The following is a 21488-nucleotide window of genomic DNA, read 5'->3' as shown; positions in this document are numbered from 1 at the left end:
TTCGGCTTTAAAAAATAGAGGCTTAGTGCCATAAATTAAACACAGGTAATGGTAGTAACGAATAATGAATGAAGCTGTTCCCTCAGTTGTTGCGATTGACATTGGGACGCACAAAGTTTCAGTTTTGATTGGTAAGGTACATGCGCCAGACAATATCCAGGTCATTGGGATGGCGACTGCTCGTAACCGAGGCATGAATAAAGGGAAAATTGTAAGTCTCGATAAAGTCATTACCGCAATAAAAAATGCCGTTCAAGAAGCGGAAGACATGGCGGAATGCCGTGTACACTCAGCCTGGATTTCAATTCCAAGTGCGGAGCTGAAAAGCTTTTATGCTTCAGGCCGGACTTCAATTGAAAATGCAGAACATACAATTACCACCAGTGAGGTGGTTCGTGCGCTTGAACTGGCTAAAGCCAGTCATCAGACCTCTGATCATTACCTGGTCAGCGCCGTTCCACTGGGCTTTGAGCTGGATGATGCACCGGAATGGGTGCTGAACCCTATCCGTATGTCTGCACACAGCATGACCGGGCATTATCATTTAATGATGTTACCTATCAGTACCATGCAGAATATTGACCGTGCCTTAAAAGGTGCCAATATTGGTGTGGAGCGCATGGTGGTATCTTGTCTGGCAACCGCTGAAGCCAGCTTGCTGAAAGATGAAAAAGAATATGGCGTATGTCTGGTTGACATCGGTGCCGGTACAACAAATTTAGCAGTTTATCTGGATGGTCGTCTGGCATTAACGCATACCATTCAGCGTGGCGGTGAACATGTAACACGTGATATCGCAGCCGTGTTACAGACCACAACTGAAGAAGCAGAACGTATCAAGTTGCTGTACGGTTGTGTCGATTTAAAAGTAGTGAAACCGGATCACATGATCCAGTTCCAGGGCATTGATGGGCCGCAAACGATTAGCCGGATTGAACTGACTGAAATCATTATTGCGCGTTATAGTGAAATTCTGGGTCTAGTGCGTGATGAACTGGAAAATAGTGGTGCAATGCAGGGTCTGTATCATGGTGTAGTATTGACGGGTGATGCCAGCCATATTGAAGGTATGGTCAGCTATGTCCGCCGTACTTTGGGCATTTCGGCGCACTTGGGTAATCCGCCAGCATCGGTACATGCAGATGAAGCACATCAGGCAGCGCTACGTCGTTCGCAGTATGCAACTGCGGCTGGTCTGTTGATGTTTAGCCAGAGTGATGCTCAGGAAACCATCGTAGAATCGGAAGAAAATGAAAGACTGTCGGTGACTCAGCGCGTGAAACGTGCCTGGTCGGGCTTTAATGAAACATTAAAGTCAATTTTTTAGTCGACATTTATAGTGAATATTGTTGAGAAGTTGTAGTAAAAAATGCTTGCACTTGACAACTGAGTTGTGGAGCAGCATTCTTAAAAACAATTTTTTATTAAGATCAAGGCAGTATACGGGCTTAGTGACTGCCAGTACTAAATTAGGAATTTTATAGGTCATGGCCTCATTTGAATTTTTTGAAGACGATCAAGACGATAGCATTGGTCAAGCCCGTTTCACTGTATTTGGTGTAGGGGGTGCAGGTGGTAATGCGGTTCAGCATATGCTGCAATCAGACATCCAGGGTGTGAAATTTGTCTGTGCAAATACTGACAAACAGGCACTGGATCGCATGGAAGCTGAATTTAAAATTCAGCTAGGCGAACAAAGTACCCGTGGTCTGGGTGCAGGTGCAAACCCACAAGTCGGTCAAGCGGCAGCAGAAGAAAGCCGTGAACTGATTCGCCAGCATCTTGAAGGCACCGATATGGTGTTCGTGACTGCAGGTATGGGCGGTGGTACAGGTACCGGTGCAGCACCCGTGGTTGCAGAAATTGCCAAAGAGATGGGCATCCTGACCGTGGGTGTGGTGACTACGCCATTCAACTTTGAAGGTAAGCGCCGTCTGCAGTCTGCTGAGAAAGGTATTCAGGCTCTAGAACAGCACGTAGACTCACTGATCATCATTCCAAACCAGCGTCTGCTGAAAGTGTTCCGTGACATCTCGATGAAAGATGCTTACAAGAAAGCGGATGACGTGCTGTTAAACGCTGTACGCAGTATCTTTGATCTTGTGGTACGCCCAGGTCATATCAACCTTGACTTCGCCGATTTGAAAACAGCGATGAGTACACGCGGTTATGCGATGATGGGTGTAGGCTTAGGCCGTGGTGAAAACCGTGCACGTCAAGCCGCTGAACAGGCAATTCGCAGTCCGTTACTGGATAACGTAACCATTATGAATGCTAAAGGCATCCTGATTAACGTGACTGGTGGCGATGACGTAACCTTCGGTGAAATCGAAGAGATTACTGATGTTGTGAACCAGATCGTAGATCTGGACGAAGGTCAGGTATTCTACGGTACTGTATTTGATCCGGATGCACGTGACGAAATCAGTGTCACTGTGATTGCGACTGGCTTGACTCGTAATTCAGCAGATGCCGCAGAACCTGCGAAACGTACCAATGTACAGCCGTCACGTCCTGCCACAGCACAAGCTGCAGTGGATGAAGATGATGTGCCAGCAATTCAACGTCAGCAAACTGGCGCAGGTGCGGCAGCGACTCCGGCAGCCTCTGTTTCAAGCCCGCGTCCGACACCAATGAGTATCCAAGATTATCTTAAAAATCAACAACGTAAATAATATGTAACAATATGTGTTTACGATGATTCAACACAAAAGGTGGCTCTAGGGCTACCTTTTTGTTTTTTATCAATGGCTAAATATGCTAACGTATAGCGGTTTTGTTGATGAACAGATGATAAAAGCATGTTGAAACAGCGTACCCTGAAACGTGTCGTGAAAGCGAGCGGGATCGGTCTTCATAGTGGGCAGAAAGTCATGATTAACTTCGTGCCACACCATGCCGATGGGGGAATTGTGTTTCGACGCATCGATCTGAATCCACCGGTTGACATTCCAGCTAATGCCATGCTGATCCAGGAAGCCTTCATGTGCTCAAATCTGGTTCAGGAAAATGCCAAGGTGGGGACTATTGAGCACGTGATGAGTGCCATTGCCGGTTTAGGGATCGACAACCTGATTATTGAAGTTTCTGCTTCTGAAGTGCCGATCATGGACGGCAGTGCGGGTCCATTTATCTACCTGCTGATGCAAGGCGGACTTCAGGAACTGGATGCACCGAAGAAATTTATTAAGATTATTAAGCCTGTAGAAGCACTCATTGATGATAAGCGTGCAGCTTTCAGTCCGCATGAAGGCTTCCAGTTGAATTTCACCATCGATTTTGATCATCCTGCTTTTAAGAAAGAATACCAGTCTGCCACTATCGATTTCTCGACTGAAACCTTCGTATATGAGGTTAGTGAAGCACGTACTTTTGGTTTTATGAAGGATCTGGACTATCTGAAAGCCAATAATTTGGCGCTTGGTGCAAGTCTGGAAAATGCCATTGGTGTGGATGAAACTGGAGTAGTAAACGAAGAAGGACTACGTTTTTCAGATGAATTCGTTCGCCATAAGATTTTAGATGCTGTGGGCGATTTGTATCTGATGGGACACCAGATTATTGCTAAGTTTGACGGTTACAAATCTGGACATGCCTTAAATAACCAGCTTTTGCGTAATGTCAGCAGCGATCCAGACAGTTATCAAATTGTAACATTTGATGACATTGAAACTTGTCCAATTCCTTATGTGAATGTGACATAAGTCATTGTCTTTTAGTGCCTATGTTATGTTATAACAATGTAGAATGAGAACTGGTTCTCATAATTTACATTGTAAATCAACATTATTTGATTTGTATGTTATTTTTTATTGCTTGCCAAACGTAGTAAAGCTTGGCTAAGCTTAGGGTCGGTTATAAAGTCAGCAGCACTACGGAGTATATCCTGTGTTTCTGGACTTAAGGCTCTTTCGGATTTTTCTGTAAGCAAAGGTGTTTTGGATGGATTTCGTAAACACACTTGCAGTTTGGTTAAGTCCTTTAATTCGCTAATTTGAGAGAGTTGTGAAACGTATTGCTTCTGTAAATAGGCCAACTGAGAAATCATAGCCTGGTTTTCACCAGTAATCGTCAACACACCATTTTGATAGCAGACAACCTGCCACTGTTCCGGTTGGGGTAGTAAAGGTTGAATGAGTTTTGTAAGTTTCTGCCATGCAGCAACTTGTGACGAGAGAAACGAGAAGTTTCCTGTTTTTATGTGTTTTCTTGTTTGTTGAAAAACGTTGACAGGTTCAGACATACATCATTCCTACATGATTATGCCTTAATCTTATGCGCTCTTTTCGGTAGATATCAAGGAAGAGATCACCCAAGGAACTCGATTAAAACAGTTTTAGAGAGGTTTTTTATGCATTTGCGACGTATTTTGTTGGCATTTTCCCTAGCGACTTCAGCTGCTTCAGTAGCATTCGCAGATTTAGTGGATCTAAATCAGGAAAGTGGTTCCGTCGATCGTCTTGAGCAGCTTACACGGACTTTGGCACAGGGCGCTTATACACAATCAGAAGATGTTTATATCCCTGCTGAAACTAAATTAAACGTTCAGCTCCGTGAGAAGCCAGTTGAGCTCAACAATGCAACGATTGAGAAAAAATACGGCGCTTCTAAATCTAAATCTTCTACAAGTTTTTCATCTTCTCCATATTCTTGGTTAGTTGCACATCCTTTGCCAAACCTGAAACGTGTAAGCTCTGACTTTGGTGGTCGTACCATGAATGGCCGTGCTGAAAACCATTCTGGTCTAGATATGTCTGCCCCAAGCGGTACACCAATCTATGCAACTGGTCCTGGTATTGTGACCAAATCTGGCTGGGGTACAGGTTATGGCCAATACGTAGAAATTAATCACGGTAATGGTTACCTGACTCGCTATGCTCACGCTTCGCGTTTAATCGCACGCGTAGGTGATCAGGTGCAAGCGGGTGAGCATATTGCCAATGTAGGCTGTACAGGTCGTTGTACCGGTCCGCATTTACACTATGAAGTAGTAAAAGACGGTCAGCGTAAGAATCCTTCAACTTATCTTGCCATGCTGCCATAAGGGCTGTCAGGTCGTTTAAGCTAAGCTGTACATAACACCTACAGAAAAACACATCTATATTTAGAAGTAATATGTCTCTGGTCTCTTTCTAAAATGAGAGAAACTGGAGATTTATTGCTTTTAAGCCTTAAATTATCATCAAAAACTATGAGCAATGTATAATTTTTATACTTTATTGGCTCAGATTTGTAGCTTTGTGTAATAAATAATCAACAGGTATTTAGCTGCTAAATACCATGCCATTCGCGCATTCAGCGTGGGCGATACCTGTCGCTATCCCAAATGTGATACATATAAACGATTAGTGTAGATCTTTAGGAATAGTGGATTATGGCGTTTTATGGCGATACAGACGCGCAAGAAACTCAGGAATGGCAGGACGCTTTTGACTCTGTTTTGCAACACATGGGCACTGAGCGTGCGGCTTTTTTATTGGAAAAACTTTATCAGCGCGCGATTGCTAAGCATGTTCCCATTCAGCGTTTAAATACTCCTTACTTAAATACGATTTCTGTTGAAGAACAACCACCTATGCCAGGTGACCAGGACATGGAGCGCCGTATTCGTGCGCTAATCCGCTGGAATGCACTGGCGATGGTACTTCGAGCAAACAAAACTGGCGATGATCTGGGCGGCCACCTGGCCAGCTTCGCGTCATCAGCAACCTTATACGATGTTGGCTTTAACCATTTCTTCCGTGCCAATAACGACAGCTTCGGCGGCGACATGATCTACTATCAAGGTCACTGTGCGCCAGGCATCTATGCCCGTTCTTTCCTTGAAGGTCGTTTGACCGAAGACCATTTAAATAATTTCCGTCGTGAAGTGGGCGGTAAAGGTCTGCCTTCATATCCACACCCGTACTTAATGCCGGATTACTGGCAGTTCCCAACTGTATCCATGGGTTTAGGCCCAATCATGTCAATCTATCAGGCGCATATTCAGAAATACCTGATGAACCGTGGCCTGATCAAAGAAGAAGATCGTAAGGTCTGGGCTTACCTGGGTGATGGCGAGATGGACGAGCCAGAAAGCTTGGGTGCGATCTCATTAGCTGGTCGTGAAAAACTGGACAACCTGATCTGGGTGGTGAACTGTAACTTGCAGCGTCTGGATGGTCCGGTACGTGGTAATGGCAAGATCATTCAGGAACTTGAATCATTGTTCCGTGGTGCAGGTTGGCGCGTGATTAAAGTCGTTTGGGGTCGTCATTGGGATCCGCTACTGGACAAAGACGAAACTGGTGCATTAAAAGCGATTATGGAAGAAGCCGTGGATGGTGACTTCCAGCGTTATCAAGTGAAGGGTGGTGCGTATGCGCGTGCACACTTCTTTGGTAAATATCCTGAAGCAGAAGCGTTGGTCAAAGACTTAAGCGATGAAGATATTGATAATCTGAATCGTGGTGGCCACGACCCGTACAAGGTATTCGCGGCTTATGCAGAAGCGACTAAGGCCAAAGGTCAGCCAACAGTTATTCTGGCGAAAACTGTAAAAGGTTATGGTCTGTCTGACGAAATTGAAGCGGTGAATAAAACGCATCAAATCAAGAAAATGCAGCTGGAATCATTAAAATACGTACGTAACCGTTTCAACCTGCCATTTACTGATGAGCAATTGGAAGAAATTCCATTCTATCGTCCAAGTGAAAACTCGCCTGAAATTAAATATATGAAGGCACGTCGTGAGGCACTCGGTGGTTATCTGCCAGCACGTCGTAAAGAGAGTGAGTCTTTACCGATTCCTGAGCTTTCTGTATTTGACAGTGTACTGAAAGGTTCAAACGGTAAAGAACAGTCAACCACCATGGTGATGGTGCGTCTGATTTCATCTCTTCTGAAAGAAAAAGCGATTAAAGACCGTGTCGTACCAATCGTACCAGATGAAGCGCGTACTTTCGGTCTGGAAGGAATGTTCCGTCAGCTCGGTATTTATGCCGCGCACGGTCAAAAATATACCCCTGAAGACCAAGAACAGCTGATGCATTACCGTGAAGCCAAAGATGGTCACATGCTACAGGAAGGGATTAACGAAGCTGGTGCGATGAGTGCCTGGGCAGCGTTGGCAACCAGTTATTCAACCAATAATCTGCCAATGATCCCGATGTACATGTACTACTCGATGTTCGGCTTCCAGCGTATTGGTGATATTGCTTGGGCTGCGGGTGATGCGCAGGCGCAGGGCTTTCTGTTAGGTGCAACAGCTGGTCGTACCACATTGAATGGTGAAGGCTTACAACATCAGGATGGTCACTCACATATTCTGGCCAATACTATTCCGAACTGTGTGTCTTATGACCCATGCTTTGGTTATGAGCTTGCAGTGATCGTGCATGATGGTCTGCAACGTATGTATGTGAACCAAGAGCGTGTGTTCTATTACCTGACTGTGATGAACGAGAACTACGCGCATCCAGAAATGCCGCAAGGCGTTGAAGAAGGCATCAAGCGTGGTATGTACCTGCTTGAAGAAGATGAAAAAGCCACTGTTCAATTACTGGGTTCAGGTGTGATCCTGCGCGAAGTGATTAAAGCAGCGAAGATTTTGCGTGAAGAATATCAAATTCATTCAAATGTCTTCAGTGTGACCAGCTTTAACGAACTGGCACGTGATGGTATGGCATGTGAAGAATACAACCGTTTGCATCCGCTGGCTGAAGAAGCGAAAGAAGCTTGGGTATCTCAGCAGCTGCGTGGCAAAGACGGTATCGTGGTATCAGCGACCGACCACATGCGCGCATACAGCGAACAGATCCGTGCTTACCTGCCAGATAACCGCCCATTCGTTGCTTTAGGTACTGATGGTTATGGACGTTCGGATACACGTGGCAACCTACGTAGCTACTTCGGTGTCGATGCGGCTCACATCGTAGTTGCAACTCTGAAAAAGCTGGCAGATGAAGGTGAAGTTGATCCACGTCTAGTAAAAGATGCAATTTCTAGCTTCGAGCTGGATACTGATCGTCCGGTGGCATGGGCGCCACAAGCAACACCTGAGCTACATGCTGTTGCTGACTACAAAGAGGAGAACTAATCATGCAAATTACGACTCCTGATATTGGTGTAGATAAGGCAACCGTTGCTGAAATTCTGGTGAAAGTGGGTGACACCATTGCCATCGATGAAAGTATTGTGCTGCTGGAATCGGACAAAGCCTCTGTTGAAGTGCCTAGCACTTCAGCAGGCGTGGTGAAAAGTATTCTGGTCAATCAGGGTGATGAAGTTTCTGAAGGTGCAGTATTGATTGAGCTGCAGGCTGAAGATGATGCTAATGCTGTAGAAACCCAGCAAGCTGATGCTTCAGACAAAACTTCAGAAAATACCCCAACCTCATTATCTGATGATGAAATCTTGCAGGAAGTGGCTTCACATCAGCCAGGCGCTGCTAGTTCACAAAATTCAGCGCCTGCGACTAACAGTGGTGCATCTGCGACAGTTGAAGTGCAAGTACCAGACATCGGAGTAGAAAAAGCGCTCGTCGGTGAAATTCTGGTGCAGGTCGGTGATGAAATCACGGTTGATCAAAGTATCGTAGTGGTTGAATCTGATAAAGCGACCGTCGAAGTGCCAAGTACGGTGGATGGTATTGTAGAAGCCATTTCAATCAAGGAAGGCGATACGGTTAAAGAAGGTGTAGTTATCCTGACGGTGAAAACTACAGGTTCAGCACCGGCTACTCAGCAAGCAGCTCCTCAAGCTGAAAAAGCACCTGAACAAGCCGCACTTGAAGCCAAAGCTGAAACAGCAGCACAAGCTCCTGCAGCGCCTGCTGGTGATGTGGAAGTGAAAGTACCAGACTTGGGTGTCGATAAGGCTGCAGTTGCTGAAATTCTGGTTCAAGTCGGTGATAAGGTCGAGAAAGACCAAAGCATCATCGTGGTGGAATCGGATAAGGCAACTGTGGAAGTGCCAAGCACCACTGCAGGTACCATCAAGGCGATTCATGTTGAACTGGGTCAGAATGTTTCCGAAGGCGTGGCATTACTTACCATTGAGGTGGAAGGTCAGGCAGCACCCGCTGCGGCTCCAGCAGCTAAAGCAGAAGCGCCTGCAGCCAAAGCAGCACCTGCACCCACGGCGGCACCAAAAGCAGAAACTGCTACTGCACCTGCTACACATAGTGCAGATAAGCTCACCAAAGAGCAGAATGCTGCCAATGCCAAAGTCTATGCTGGCCCTGCGGTACGTAAGCTGGCACGTGAACTCGGTGTGGTATTGGCAGAAGTGAAAGCTTCTGGTCCACATGCGCGTTTAATGAAAGAAGATCTGTTTGCTTATGTAAAAGATCGTCTGACTGCACCGCAAGCAGCACCTGCGCCAGCGGCAGCTGTAGCACCTGCAGGTTTACCGAAATTACCTGACTTCACTGCCTTCGGTGGTGTAGAAGAAAAAGCGCTAACACGTCTGCAGCAAGTGTCGATTCCGCAGTTGTCTTTAAATAATTACATTCCGCAAGTGACCCAGTTTGATGCAGCAGACATCACTGAACTGGAAGCATGGCGTAATGAGCTGAAAGGCAACTTCAAGAAAGAAGGCATCAGCCTGACTATCATGGCCTTCATCATCAAAGCTGTGGCGTATCTACTCAAAGAAGAGCGTGAGTTTGCGGGTCACCTGTCTGATGATGGAAAATCAGTGTTGCTACGTAATGAAATCCATATGGGCATCGCCGTAGCGACTCCAGATGGTCTGACAGTTCCTGTACTTCGTAACCCGGATCAGAAATCGATTAAACAGATCGCAGTTGAACTGGGCGTGTTAGGTCAGAAAGCACGTGACAAGAAGCTGTCACCGAAAGATCTGCAAGGTGCGAACTTCACCATCACCAGCTTAGGCTCAATTGGTGGTACAGCATTTACGCCATTGGTGAACTGGCCACAAGTAGCGATCCTCGGTATTTCTCCAGCGACCATGCAACCGGTATGGAATGGTGAAAGCTTCGATCCACGCCTAATGCTGCCATTGTCATTGTCTTATGACCACCGCGTGATTAACGGTGCAGATGCAGCACGCTTTACCAATAAGCTGACCAAACTGTTAAGAGATATTCGTACGCTCTTGATCTAATTCATTAAAGTATGAAAATAAAGACCCTGCTTCGGCAGGGTTTTTTTATTACAATTTGTAAATATGAATGCCATTGATTATAATGACCGCACTTCATTGGGGAGTAGCCGCCTTTTGCGCAAAGCGAAAGGGTGATGGTCAACATAATTGTCCTAAACCGGACATGGTCATCATAGCAAAGAACCAAATGAGCTTCTCGAAGCTTTCTTTTGTTGGCAAGACCTTTGATTTACCATTCTGCAGATTTTGGCTGGCGGGAAGGGTAAGTCATCGGTAGCAAATGCCAGCCAGAGAAAGACACATGTACGAATTCCTCCTGTCGACGGCCATCGTAGCGCTTGCTGAAATGGGCGATAAGACCCAATTGCTTGCCTTGCTTCTTGCTGCACGTTTTAGAAAACCTGTTCCGATCTTGGTTGCCATCCTGTTAGCGACCGTCATTAACCATGGTCTGTCTGCTGCTCTAGGTCAATGGGTTACAACGGTCCTTAGTCCAGATGTGTTGTTATGGATTGTTTCAATTGGCTTTATTGCCATGGCAATCTGGATGTTGATTCCGGATGAACTTGGTGATGAAAGTTCAAGTATCAGCAAATGGCAAAAATTCGGGGTATTTGGTGCGACCTTTATCCTATTTTTCTTAGCGGAAATTGGTGACAAAACCCAGATCGCAACTGTGGCTTTAGCAGCACGTTTTGACAGTGTACTTTGGGTCATGATGGGAACCACTGTCGGTATGATGATTGCCAATGCACCTGCAGTATTTATTGGAGATAAACTGGCAAACCGCTTGCCAATTTCGCTGATTCATAAAATTGGTGCCTTGATCTTCCTATTGATTGGTATTGGCACGCTGCTCAAACATTATTATTTCTAATTCATAAGAATAATCTATTAAATCCTGAGCTAAAAACTCGGGATTTTTTATTGTGAAATAGCTCTCAAAATACTGATAAATAAGGCTATAGAGACATTTTTATTTATTGTAAGTTTCTCTAAATACTTATATGTTAACAGCAACACAAAAATCATTTTTAAATGTATAAAATTGGGGAAAGTTATGGCTTTTGAACGTACCACATCACAGGTTTTATTTGATGATGGCATCCATAAATGCATTAGTTTTACCAGCCTGGTAAAAGGCGAAGGCGTTCAGGCTAACCAGTTTTTAATTATTGATAATAACCGTGCTGCGGTACTGGATCCGGGTGGTGACCTGACCTATGTGCCGCTGACCATGGAACTGAATAAATATACCCGTCTGGCGAATCTGGACTATGTCATGGCTTCGCATCAAGATCCAGATATCATCACCTCGATGCCACGCTGGTTGGTCTATACCGATGCCAAAGTGGTGGCATCCAAACTCTGGGCACGTTTCTTGCCACACCTGAACTCGGCTTTCATGAGTGACCGTATGAAAGGTAACTGGCTGGATCGTCTGGTGGAGTTGCCGGACCATGGTCAGATCATTAAATTGGGTAATTCCAATATTGTGGCAGTTCCTGCACATTTCCTGCATTCAGTGGGTAATTTCCAGTTCTATGATCCAATTGCCAAAATCCTGTTCTCAGGCGATATGGGCGCATCCATGGTTGAAGATGCGTCACGTCCACTGGAAAACTTTGCTGCACATATTCCGAAAATGAAAGGTTTCCATCAGCGCTATATGTGTAATAACAAAGTGATTCGTCTTTGGGTGCAGATGGTACGGACCATGGATGTGGAAATGATCGTGCCGCAGCACGGTACGCCATTTGTGGGGCAGGAGCAGATCAATCAATTCCTGGACTGGATTGAAACCTTGGAATGTGGCACTGATTTGATGGATGAAACAGTATTTACCTGCCCGGAATAAGAGGAAAAATTAAAAAAATACTTGAGTGAAAAAACAACATTTTTTATATTTTCGATTTCCAAAAAATCTTTTTGATGACGAGAATTTATAAAAAATGTTGTCTCAAGTTCCAACACAGGATGCATGTTTAAGTTGTGGCGCATGTTGCGCTTATTTTAGGGTATCGTTCTACTGGGCAGAGGGCATTCCGATGCCCGAACACTATACGGAGCCACTTACCCCGGTCTATTCATGCATGGCAGGGACGAATCAGAAAAATCCGCGTTGTGTTGTGCTAGAAGGCAAGATTGGTGAGCAGGTGAGTTGTGGCATGTATGAGTTACGCAGCACTACGTGTAAGGAAGTCCAGGTTGCCGACGCCCAATGTAATAAAGCCCGCATTGCCCATAATATGCTGCCTTTCATCCAGATTGAGGCAGATGAAGCGGACAATGATGATAATTTTGAACGCGTCAGCTAAATCTGAATTTAGGATTTAAAAAGCAGGGCTATGGCTCTGCTTTTTAATTGGGTATAAGAATTGGCATGATTGAGATTTGAATCTTTTATTCTGTAGGTGAAAATCATCTCTAAATGAACTGTTTTTTATTTCATCATTTGCAGAAAAGAGAAAGCCAATCAATGATTTTGTAACCGCAATACATATTCTCACTGCTTTGGAATATTTAAACTGTTGATTGAATGACCGAATTTATAAATTTAAGTAGTTAAATTAAATCTAAGTCTAGATTTAGACAAAATAAATTTTGCAATTGCAATGAAATTTAGAGCTAAATTTGTTTATAATAGCGCACGGAAATTACCAGTGAGACTGTTATGTTGACCATCGTTCAAGACGCGTTAACCTTCGATGATGTCCTATTACTCCCTGCCTACTCTACTGTTCTCCCAAAAGATGTCTCTCTAAAGACACGCCTGACTCGCGGCATTAACCTGAATATTCCTCTTGTGTCTGCAGCTATGGATACGGTGACTGAATCCCGTATGGCGATTGCGATGGCGCAAAATGGTGGTATCGGTATTCTGCACAAGAACATGGATATTGCTGCACAGGCTGCTGAAGTACGTCGTGTGAAGAAATTCGAAGCGGGTATGGTGAAAGATCCAATCATCGTTACTCCAGAAACTACTGTTCGTGAATTGATCGCTTTAACACAGGCAAACAACATCAGTGGTGTGCCTGTTGTTAAAGATGGCAAAGTGGTTGGTATCGTGACAGGTCGTGATACACGCTTTGAAACCAATCTTGAGCAACCAGTCAGCAACATCATGACTGGTCAGGATCGTCTGGTAACAGTTCGCGAAGGTGAATCGAAAGAAAATATCCAGGCCTTACTGCAAAAACACCGTATCGAAAAAGTTCTGGTTGTAAATGAACAGCAAGAACTGAAAGGTTTGATCACGGTTACAGATTTCCGCAAAGCTGAAAGCTATCCAAACAGCTGTAAAGACGACCTCGGCCGCCTACGCGTGGGTGCTGCAGTCGGTACTGGCGCAGAAACTCCAAGCCGTGTTGAAGCATTGGTAGAAGCTGGTGTAGACGTGATCGTGGTAGATACTGCGCATGGCCATTCTGCTGGTGTAATTGAACGTGTACGTTGGGTAAAACAAAACTTCCCACAAGTTCAAGTGATCGGCGGTAACATTGCTACTGGTGATGCTGCGCTTGCACTTCTAGATGCTGGTGCAGATGCTGTTAAAGTCGGTATCGGTCCTGGTTCAATCTGTACTACGCGTATCGTAGCCGGTATTGGTATGCCACAGATCTCTGCGATCGACTCTGTTGCGAATGCATTGAAAGAGCAGATTCCATTGATTGCTGATGGTGGTATTCGTTTCTCTGGTGATATGGCGAAAGCGATTGGTGCTGGTGCAAGCACAATCATGGTCGGTTCACTATTGGCTGGTACTGAAGAAGCTCCAGGTGAAGTTGAATTCTTCCAGGGCCGTTACTACAAAGCATACCGTGGTATGGGTTCATTGGGTGCGATGGCCGGTGCGACAGGTTCTGCAGACCGTTACTTCCAGGACTCTAAAGCAGGTGCTGAGAAACTGGTTCCAGAAGGTATTGAAGGTCGTGTACCTTACAAAGGTCCAATGGGCAATATCGTGCATCAAATGATGGGCGGTCTGCGTTCATCTATGGGTTATACCGGTTCTGCAACGATTGAAGATCTTCGTCAAAATGCCAAGTTTGTGAAAATCACTTCTGCGGGTATGTCTGAATCTCATGTGCATGACGTGACAATTACTAAGGAAGCGCCAAACTATCGCGTTGGCTAATTTCCTGTCTGTACTTATTTAAAAAAAGCCGTCATGCAAATGACGGCTTTTTTGTTTTGGTGTAAAGTGTCACGCATTGTAAAAATGGATGATGAAAATCACCCAATAAGAAGTGAGACAACGATGAGTTATTTTGGCACCGACGGTATCCGTGGAAAATTTGGTGAGTTACCAATTACACCTGAATTTGCCCTGAAATTGGGTTTTGCAGCAGGAAAAGTATTAAAACGTCACAGTAAGAAAAATAAACCATTGGTGGTACTGGGTAAAGATACACGTCTGTCTGGTTATATTCTTGAATCTGCCTTGCAGGCGGGTCTGAATGCGGCAGGTGTTTATGTACATCTACTTGGTCCATTACCAACCCCTGCAATTGCCCATTTGACTCGTGCACTGCATGCCAGTCTGGGTATTGTCATTTCAGCCTCACATAACCCGTATTTTGATAATGGGATTAAATTTTTCTCGGGTGAAGGCAAAAAATTGCCGGATGCTTTACAGGAGGAAATCAATCAGGAACTAGAAAAAGAACTGGTGATTGAAGATAACGCGAACTTAGGTAAAAGTTTCCGGGTGAAAGATGCCAATGGTCGCTATATCGAATTCTGTAAATCGACCTTCCCATACCATTTAGATCTGAATGACTTAACCATTGTGGTCGATTGTGCCAATGGTGCTGCTTATAGCGTAGGTCCTGCGGTTTTCCGTGAATTAGGTGCAAAAGTCATTTCTATCTACGATGAACCAACTGGTCTGAATATCAATGAAAACTGTGGTTCAACTCATCCGGAAAACCTGCAAAAAGCAGTGGTTGAATATAAGGCCGATCTCGGGATCGCCTTTGATGGAGATGCTGACCGTGTAATTATGGTTGATAAAAACGGTGAGCAAATTACCGGTGATCATATTCTATATATCCTTGCGACTCAGGCGAAGAATAAGCCGGCTGGTATTGTCGGTACATTGATGAGTAATATGGCACTGGAATTGGCCCTCGAAAAAGCTGGGGTAGAGCTGTTACGTGCCAAAGTCGGTGACCGTTATGTATTGCAAGGTCTGGAAGAAAAAGGCTGGTCAATTGGTGGCGAGCCATCAGGTCATATCCTGACTTTGGATAAGAGCACTACAGGCGATGCCATTATTGCTGCTCTGCAAGTATTAACTGTCATGGTTGAGCAGAAAAAAGCGCTTCACGAATTAGTTGCTGATTTCCGTTTATTGCCAAATGTATTGGTCAATGTCCGTCTGGAAGCCATGTTTGACCCATATGCCGTACCAGCGCTTGCTGCCGAATTCGAGAAAGCCGAGCAGCAGCTGAAAGGCCGTGGTCGTTTGTTGATTCGTAAGTCAGGTACTGAGCCAGTTATTCGTGTTATGGTGGAAGGCGAAGACCTGGATGAAGTCACTACACTGGCGCATTCACTGGCAGATGCTGTACGTGCGAATGCTGCCTAAATTTGCTGTCTGACTATAGAGAGATGGAATGACTGATTTAATTAAAGATCTGAGTGAATTGCGTCTGAATTATCAGAAAGGTGAGCTGCTTGAGGATCAGGTTAAACTGGATCCACATGAACAGTTTTTGCTCTGGTTTAATCATGCCTTGGCAGCTCAGCTGCATGAGCCTTATGCCATGTCATTGGCGACAGCGAATGCACAAGGTCGTCCGCATGTACGTACGGTGTTGCTGCGTGGTGCGACTCCAGATGGTTATGCTTTCTATACCAATTATGACAGCCAGAAAGGGATGGATCTTGAAGTTAATCCTTATGCTGAATTGCTATTTTACTGGCAGGAGCAGGAACGTCAGATCCGTGTCTCTGGTCGTGTAATTAAAATTTCTGAAGAAGAATCGACTGATTATTATCATAAACGTCCCCGTGACAGTCAGATTGCTGCGCATGTCAGCACCCCACAAAGTGGGGTGATTGCCAGTCGAGATGAACTACAGCAACGTTTCTGGGATTACCATGATTCGATGGCCAATCAGGAACAGCTTGATAAGCCGGAATTCTGGGGTGGTTATCGCCTAATCCCAGATTATTATGAATTCTGGCAGGGCCGTCCGAATCGCCTGCATGACCGTCTGAGCTATACCAAGACTGATGATGCTTGGACATTGCAACGACTGATGCCATAAATGCCAAAACTTGAAATCAATCAGCGACCATTACTGACCCGTCCTGAATCCTTTCAGGACGTGCCGTCTTTTATTGCAGAAATTCTGGCCCGCCGTGGCGTGGAATCGCAGCAGGAACTTGAACTTAAACTTAAGCATTTATTAGCACCGACCATGAAAGGTCTGCCTGAAGCGATTCAGCTGATCGATACTGCGATTGATGCAGGTCAGAAGATTGTGATTGTCGGGGACTATGATGCCGATGGTGCCACCAGTACCACATTGATGGTGCTGGCACTGCGTGACATGGGTGCCAATGTCGACTATTTGGTTCCCGACCGTTTCAAGTATGGCTATGGCCTAACACCTGCGATTGCTGATCTGGCTTTTGCCAATTTTACGCCTGATCTGCTGATTACCGTGGATAACGGGATTTCCAGTCATGAAGGGGTAAAACAGGCCCAAGATCATGGCATGCAGGTGATTATTACTGATCATCATCTTACAACTAAGCCAACGCCGCCTGCTGAGGCGGTAGTTAATCCAAACCAGTTAGGCTGTGACTTTCCAAGCAAAGCTTTAGCTGGGGTCGGGGTAGCTTTCTATGTCTTGGCTAATCTGTCGACGCATCGTAAGAAACTCGGTAAGTCTTCAACAGTGATTACTAATTATCTGGATCTAGTGGCGCTTGGCACCTATGCAGATGTCGCCAGTTTAGACTATAACAACCGTATTCTGGTGGATGCTGGTCTGAAACGGATTCAGCAGCATTTATGCCGTCCAGGTATTAGCGCACTGCTTGAGATTGCTGGTCGCGATGCAGCGACTTTAAAAGCTCAAGATCTTGGTTTTGTACTAGGTCCACGTATCAATGCGGCAGGGCGTATGGAAACCATGGATATTGGCATCGAATGCCTGCTGGCTGAAGATTTGGCATCCGCTTATCCATTGGCTGAACAGTTGAATCAGCTCAATGTTGAACGCCGACAGGTTGAAGGCAAGATCAAGCAGGAAGCTCTGGCTGAACTGGAAAAAATCCAGTTAGATGAAGCTGAACTTCCGGCTGCCTTGATTATGTTCGAACAGCACTGGCATCAAGGTGTAATTGGCATTGTTGCAGGTCGTTTAAAAGAGCAGTTTCATCGTCCAAGTATTGTCTTTGCCGCGGATGAAGATGGCATTCATATCAAGGGCTCGGCACGCTCGATTGAAGGCATTCATATCCGTGATGCAATTGAGCGGGTGGCTGAACAGCATCCGCATATTGTCAGTCATTTTGGTGGGCATGCAGCTGCGGCAGGGCTGACCATCAAGAAAGATCACTTTGCTGAATTTAAGCAGACTTTTGAACAACTGATTGGCAGTATGGATGAGAGTCTGTTTACTGCAACTTTATGGACCGATGGTGAACTGCCAGCTTCTGCTTTTCAGATAGAGACTGTCGACTTACTGCATAATCTGAGTCCATGGGGACAGAAATTTCCGCAACCAATATTTGAAGGCATTTTTAAAGTGCTGGATTACCGTTGGCTCAAAGAGGTACATCTGAAGTTACGTGTCGCTTTGGAAAATGGACAAGTTGTAGATGCCATTGCTTTCAATGCAGCGAGCAAATATCAGTTTGATCCGATGCAGGACAGTGTACGTCTAGTCTATGAACTGGATAAAAATGTCTTTAATGGCAATGTTAGTTTGCAAATGCGGATTGCGCATCTGGAACAGTAAATAAAAAAAACCGCTTAAAAGAGCGGTTTTTTTTAATCTTCGAAATTAGAAACGGTATGCAGCACGTAAGCTAAAGTTATCTTCATCATCTCCAAAGCCGATACGACCTTCAAGGCTCATTTGTGGGCTAAAGAATTTTTTTACATTGATGCCAAATTCATCAGAGACATCGTTGTCATAATAATCGACCCCGACACTAAACGTTTTATCAAAGTAGTAGTCGCCACGTAATGAAAATTCATCCAAGTCGCCAAGACCGAAATAAGCTTCCAGGTTAATGTCATTACCTGCCAGTGGCGCAACATATTTAGCACGTAAGGTTGGATCAACACCGTCATCATTGTCATTGTCCCAGCCACGAAGGCCAGCAGCAAGCAGTAGACCTGGTACCGGTAAATAACCTACTTCAGCACCATAAGTAGTTAGATCTGATTCAACAGTAAATGGACCTAAATCTACTTCTCTTTCATTATGGCTAATATCACCACTGATATAGAAATCTGAGTTTGGTACAAAAACTTCTACCCCTATACTAAAACTGGTTGAATCAACATCATCGTTGCTGACGTAAGCAAATCCACCATTCACATTACTGGCACGATTTAAAAATGCTGCTTCATTGTATGGAGAGTTTTTCACTTGAACTGGGTTGAAATAATAAGCTCCATCCAAGCCAAATCCGATTGCGGAATCTCCTTGATCTGGATCAATATAAAGCAGGCTTCCACCTACTTCAGCCTGATAAGCATGGCTTAAACCAAAAATACTCAATAGTGCAGTTGCAAGTACAATTTTTTTTAACATGTAAAAGTCTCAGTTGTTATTGATAAAACTTGGAATTTTATAATTGCAACAAATTGTATGTTTTTTATCCTTATGGTCAATGCCGTTAGTCTTATTTTGGTGCAATAAAAAAAAGCCCCTCCGAAGAAGGGCTTTTTTATTAAAAGTGTATATAGGTCAGATTAGAAACGGTATTTCGCAGCTACACCAAATGAGTTGTAGTCGTTATTACCTTGTTCTCCAAATCCAACTCGGCCTTCTAAGCTAACTTGATCAGTAAAGAACTTACGGGCATTTACACCGAACTCACTACGGTCTGTAATATCATTGCTTTGATAATCAGCACCAACGCTCAAAGTTTTATCGATGAAGTAGTCAGCTTTCAGGTTGTACTCATCAAGGTCACCAAAAGCGGCACCAGCTTCAAGGTTAATGTCTTTACCATTGGCTAATGTAGTTACATATTTTGCACGAAGGGTTGGATCTACACCGTCATCACGGTCATGGTCCCAACCTTTCACACCAGCGGCAATCAATAGGCCTGGAGCCGGTAAATAACCCACTTCTGCAGCATAAGTAGTCAGGTCATTATCAATCTGGTCATTGTCTTGAAAATCATGACCGCTTACTTTACCACTTAAGTAGAAGTCAGAATTTGGTACGAAGTATTCTGCGCCTACACCATAACGATGCGCTTCAGAATCACCAACTTCTCGATATTCATACTCAGCTTTTACGTTACTCGCACGGTCAAGGAAGGCTGCTTCTGCCAGTGGTGCGTCACGAGTTTGTACAGGATTAAAGTAATATGTGCCATCTACACCGAAAGAGCCGCTTGAGCTACCGTTGTCCGGATCGATTAAGCCTGCTGATGCACCAATTTCTGCTTGATATGCATGTGCTGCGGTACCCGTAAAAGCTACGGCTGAAAGTAGTGCTGAAGCGATTGCTAATTTTTTCATGCGGATACTCCCCTCTGAAAGTTTGGCTGGGATTTAATACATTTTTTGTTACAGTTTCAGTCTAGCCCAAATCGGGAGATCGTCAATCAAGGGAAAGTTGCAGTAATGTCAATACGGTAATTTTGTGTAAGTTTATAATTATAATTCATTGAAATATAATAAAAATAAAGAATGTTTTGTTTTATTAAAACTATGTAAAGATTGTGAATTTTAAGCATTTTGCTTAAAAAATAATCTGAAAAGGTGTCATTAAATTGACTAGTTTGGTCTGTAAAAAGAAGAAAATTTTTAGCTGCTGAAATATATTTTTTAATGCTTTGACTGGGTAGGTAGACATGAGTAAATATCACTGAATTGATTGATATGAATCTTCTAAATAAGTCTTGATGAGAGGCAAAAATCATAAAGAGGTCCTGCTAAAACTGCAGGAAAGGACTGTGATATAATTACCTGCTAAAAATTTATGCCTTATTGATTGAGAGAAATTCACGTGGAAATTAATCCTTATCTACTCCAGCTAAAAGACTTAAACGAACGTGGTCAAACACTACGGGGGTATCTTTGACTACGATCTGAAAAAAGAGCGTTTGGAAGAGGTTCTCCGTGAATTAGAAGATCCAGCCATCTGGAATGATCAGAACCGTGCTCAGGCAATGGCCAAAGAAAAAGGCGAGCTTGAGAACGTTATTAATGTATTAGATGGCTTAAGCACTCAGCTTGAAGATGCCCAAGCAATGCTTGATTTAGCCGTTGAAGCTGACGAAGAAGAAATGCTTGCTGATGTTCAGGCAGAGCTTGATTCAGCAGAAGCAGAACTGGCGAAGCTGGAATTCCGTCGTATGTTCAGCAACCCGATGGATCCAAACCCATGCTATGTAGAAATTCAGGCCGGTTCTGGCGGTACTGAAGCGCAGGATTGGGCATCGATGTTGCTGCGCATGTACATGCGCTGGATTGAACGTCATGGCTTTAAAGCAGAAGTGATGGAAGTTTCTGATGGTGATGTTGCCGGGATTAAATCTGCAACCATCCGTGTCGAAGGCGAGTATGCCTATGGCTGGTTACGTACCGAATCAGGCGTACACCGTCTCGTGCGAAAATCACCATTTGACTCAGGTAACCGTCGTCATACGTCGTTTTCAGCAGTCTTCGTTTCTCCTGAAGTTGATGACAATATTGAGATTGAAATCAATCCTGCGGACGTTCGTACCGATACTTACCGTGCGTCTGGTGCGGGTGGTCAGCACATTAACAAAACCGACTCTGCGGTACGTTTAACACACGCACCAACAGGTATTGTGGTGGCATGTCAGAACCAGCGTTCACAACACGCCAACCGTGACCATGCCTGGAAACAGTTACGTGCAAAACTCTATGAACTTGAGATGCAAAAACGTAATGATGCAGCCAAAGCCTTAGAAGATACCAAGTCAGATATCGGTTGGGGCAGCCAGATCCGTTCATATGTTCTGGATGACTCACGTATTAAAGACTTACGTACCAGTGTGGAAAGCTCAAATACTGGTGCAGTTCTGGATGGTGATCTGGATAAATTTATTGAAGCTAGCTTGAAACAAGGTTTGTAAGCAGACCTTTTAACTCTCTGCGTAACAAAGTGAATACAGCTTGTCATCTATATATCTAAAAT

The 21488-nt window shown here is 44.5% G+C and carries 17 protein-coding genes and 1 riboswitch; of the genes, 14 read left to right on the top strand and 3 right to left on the bottom strand.

Features of this window, described 5'->3' with window-relative positions:
* Window positions 1-64: 64 nt before the first annotated feature.
* From ftsA to lpxC, 3 genes are all read left to right on the top strand, one after another.
* Window positions 65-1327, top strand: a complete 1263-nt coding sequence (ftsA, locus tag BS636_RS04650; protein ID WP_099337728.1) for a cell division protein FtsA — start codon at window positions 65-67, stop codon at window positions 1325-1327.
* A gap of 160 nt (window positions 1328-1487) precedes the next feature.
* Window positions 1488-2675, top strand: coding sequence for a cell division protein FtsZ (ftsZ, locus tag BS636_RS04645; RefSeq protein ID WP_099337727.1), 1188 nt, complete (start codon window positions 1488-1490; stop codon window positions 2673-2675).
* Between the two features lie 126 nt (window positions 2676-2801).
* Window positions 2802-3704, top strand: a complete 903-nt coding sequence (gene lpxC / locus BS636_RS04640; RefSeq protein WP_099337726.1) for a UDP-3-O-acyl-N-acetylglucosamine deacetylase — start codon at window positions 2802-2804, stop codon at window positions 3702-3704.
* A gap of 98 nt (window positions 3705-3802) precedes the next feature.
* Here lpxC and BS636_RS04635 read toward each other — a convergent pair whose 3' ends face one another.
* Window positions 3803-4243: a DciA family protein gene (locus BS636_RS04635; protein WP_099337725.1), complete on the bottom strand. Its 441-nt coding sequence runs from the start codon at window positions 4241-4243 to the stop codon at window positions 3803-3805.
* A 108-nt stretch (window positions 4244-4351) separates the two neighbouring features.
* Between BS636_RS04635 and BS636_RS04630 the strand changes: the two genes are divergently transcribed.
* From BS636_RS04630 to recJ, 10 genes are all read left to right on the top strand, one after another.
* Window positions 4352-5044, top strand: a complete 693-nt coding sequence (locus BS636_RS04630; RefSeq protein WP_099337724.1) for a M23 family metallopeptidase — start codon at window positions 4352-4354, stop codon at window positions 5042-5044.
* Window positions 5045-5374: 330 nt separating this feature from the next.
* Window positions 5375-8077, top strand: coding sequence for a pyruvate dehydrogenase (acetyl-transferring), homodimeric type (gene aceE / locus BS636_RS04625; protein WP_099337723.1), 2703 nt, complete (start codon window positions 5375-5377; stop codon window positions 8075-8077).
* Window positions 8078-8079: 2 nt separating this feature from the next.
* Window positions 8080-10110, top strand: coding sequence for a 2-oxo acid dehydrogenase subunit E2 (locus BS636_RS04620; RefSeq protein WP_099337722.1), 2031 nt, complete (start codon window positions 8080-8082; stop codon window positions 10108-10110).
* 86 nt (window positions 10111-10196) lie between these two features.
* A riboswitch (yybP-ykoY riboswitch) is annotated at window positions 10197-10339 on the top strand.
* Window positions 10340-10411: 72 nt separating this feature from the next.
* The gene (locus BS636_RS04610; protein WP_099337720.1) at window positions 10412-10987 is read left to right on the top strand and encodes a TMEM165/GDT1 family protein; all 576 of its coding nucleotides are present in this window, start codon (window positions 10412-10414) and stop codon (window positions 10985-10987) included.
* Window positions 10988-11170: 183 nt separating this feature from the next.
* On the top strand, window positions 11171-11968 hold the full coding sequence (locus BS636_RS04605; protein WP_099337719.1) for an MBL fold metallo-hydrolase: 798 nt from the start codon (window positions 11171-11173) through the stop codon (window positions 11966-11968).
* Window positions 11969-12062: 94 nt separating this feature from the next.
* On the top strand, window positions 12063-12428 hold the full coding sequence (locus BS636_RS04600; RefSeq protein ID WP_099337718.1) for a YkgJ family cysteine cluster protein: 366 nt from the start codon (window positions 12063-12065) through the stop codon (window positions 12426-12428).
* Between the two features lie 356 nt (window positions 12429-12784).
* Window positions 12785-14251: an IMP dehydrogenase gene (gene guaB / locus BS636_RS04595; protein ID WP_099337717.1), complete on the top strand. Its 1467-nt coding sequence runs from the start codon at window positions 12785-12787 to the stop codon at window positions 14249-14251.
* A 123-nt stretch (window positions 14252-14374) separates the two neighbouring features.
* Complete coding sequence (glmM, locus tag BS636_RS04590) at window positions 14375-15706, top strand: phosphoglucosamine mutase (RefSeq protein ID WP_099337716.1); 1332 nt, start codon at window positions 14375-14377, stop codon at window positions 15704-15706.
* Window positions 15707-15734: 28 nt separating this feature from the next.
* Complete coding sequence (gene pdxH, locus BS636_RS04585) at window positions 15735-16391, top strand: pyridoxamine 5'-phosphate oxidase (RefSeq protein ID WP_099337715.1); 657 nt, start codon at window positions 15735-15737, stop codon at window positions 16389-16391.
* Window positions 16392-18095 carry a single-stranded-DNA-specific exonuclease RecJ gene (recJ, locus tag BS636_RS04580; RefSeq protein WP_099337714.1) on the top strand — a complete coding sequence of 568 codons (1704 nt, stop codon included), beginning with the start codon at window positions 16392-16394 and terminating at the stop codon, window positions 18093-18095.
* A 45-nt stretch (window positions 18096-18140) separates the two neighbouring features.
* Here the strand turns inward: recJ and BS636_RS04575 are convergent, their stop codons facing one another.
* Both BS636_RS04575 and BS636_RS04570 read right to left on the bottom strand, forming a co-directional pair.
* On the bottom strand, window positions 18141-18899 hold the full coding sequence (locus tag BS636_RS04575) for a putative porin (RefSeq protein ID WP_171265985.1): 759 nt from the start codon (window positions 18897-18899) through the stop codon (window positions 18141-18143).
* Between the two features lie 161 nt (window positions 18900-19060).
* Complete coding sequence (locus BS636_RS04570) at window positions 19061-19840, bottom strand: putative porin (RefSeq protein ID WP_099337713.1); 780 nt, start codon at window positions 19838-19840, stop codon at window positions 19061-19063.
* A 490-nt stretch (window positions 19841-20330) separates the two neighbouring features.
* On the opposite strand from BS636_RS04570, the gene prfB reads away from it, so the two are divergent.
* Window positions 20331-21426, top strand: a protein-coding gene (prfB, locus tag BS636_RS04560; RefSeq protein ID WP_099337711.1) for a peptide chain release factor 2 whose coding sequence is annotated in 2 segments (ribosomal slippage) — window positions 20331-20402 and window positions 20404-21426 — 1095 coding nt in all. Because the reading frame shifts where the segments join, the coding sequence is not laid out codon by codon here.
* Window positions 21427-21488: the final 62 nt, after the last annotated feature.

This window comes from Acinetobacter sp. LoGeW2-3, from assembly GCF_002688565.1.
Taxonomy (GTDB): Bacteria; Pseudomonadota; Gammaproteobacteria; order Pseudomonadales; family Moraxellaceae; genus Acinetobacter.
The sequence above is the reverse complement of the archived record's forward strand: the minus strand, read 5'-3'. Positions and strand labels throughout refer to the sequence as shown.

Bases quoted from the DNA above. Each gene is read 5' to 3' on its own strand.
- BS636_RS04635 (WP_099337725.1), bottom strand. From the start codon at position 4,243: ATGTCTGAACCTGTCAACGTTTTTCAACAAACAAGAAAACACATAAAA.
- BS636_RS04605 (WP_099337719.1), top strand. From the start codon at position 11,171: ATGGCTTTTGAACGTACCACATCACAGGTTTTATTTGATGATGGCATC.
- BS636_RS04630 (WP_099337724.1), top strand. From the start codon at position 4,352: ATGCATTTGCGACGTATTTTGTTGGCATTTTCCCTAGCGACTTCAGCT.
- BS636_RS04610 (WP_099337720.1), top strand. From the start codon at position 10,412: ATGTACGAATTCCTCCTGTCGACGGCCATCGTAGCGCTTGCTGAAATG.
- ftsA (WP_099337728.1), top strand. From the start codon at position 65: ATGAATGAAGCTGTTCCCTCAGTTGTTGCGATTGACATTGGGACGCAC.
- ftsZ (WP_099337727.1), top strand. From the start codon at position 1,488: ATGGCCTCATTTGAATTTTTTGAAGACGATCAAGACGATAGCATTGGT.
- recJ (WP_099337714.1), top strand. From the start codon at position 16,392: ATGCCAAAACTTGAAATCAATCAGCGACCATTACTGACCCGTCCTGAA.
- glmM (WP_099337716.1), top strand. From the start codon at position 14,375: ATGAGTTATTTTGGCACCGACGGTATCCGTGGAAAATTTGGTGAGTTA.
- BS636_RS04575 (WP_171265985.1), bottom strand. From the start codon at position 18,899: ATGTTAAAAAAAATTGTACTTGCAACTGCACTATTGAGTATTTTTGGT.
- lpxC (WP_099337726.1), top strand. From the start codon at position 2,802: ATGTTGAAACAGCGTACCCTGAAACGTGTCGTGAAAGCGAGCGGGATC.
- BS636_RS04620 (WP_099337722.1), top strand. From the start codon at position 8,080: ATGCAAATTACGACTCCTGATATTGGTGTAGATAAGGCAACCGTTGCT.
- guaB (WP_099337717.1), top strand. From the start codon at position 12,785: ATGTTGACCATCGTTCAAGACGCGTTAACCTTCGATGATGTCCTATTA.
- aceE (WP_099337723.1), top strand. From the start codon at position 5,375: ATGGCGTTTTATGGCGATACAGACGCGCAAGAAACTCAGGAATGGCAG.
- BS636_RS04570 (WP_099337713.1), bottom strand. From the start codon at position 19,840: ATGAAAAAATTAGCAATCGCTTCAGCACTACTTTCAGCCGTAGCTTTT.
- BS636_RS04600 (WP_099337718.1), top strand. From the start codon at position 12,063: ATGTTGTCTCAAGTTCCAACACAGGATGCATGTTTAAGTTGTGGCGCA.
- pdxH (WP_099337715.1), top strand. From the start codon at position 15,735: ATGACTGATTTAATTAAAGATCTGAGTGAATTGCGTCTGAATTATCAG.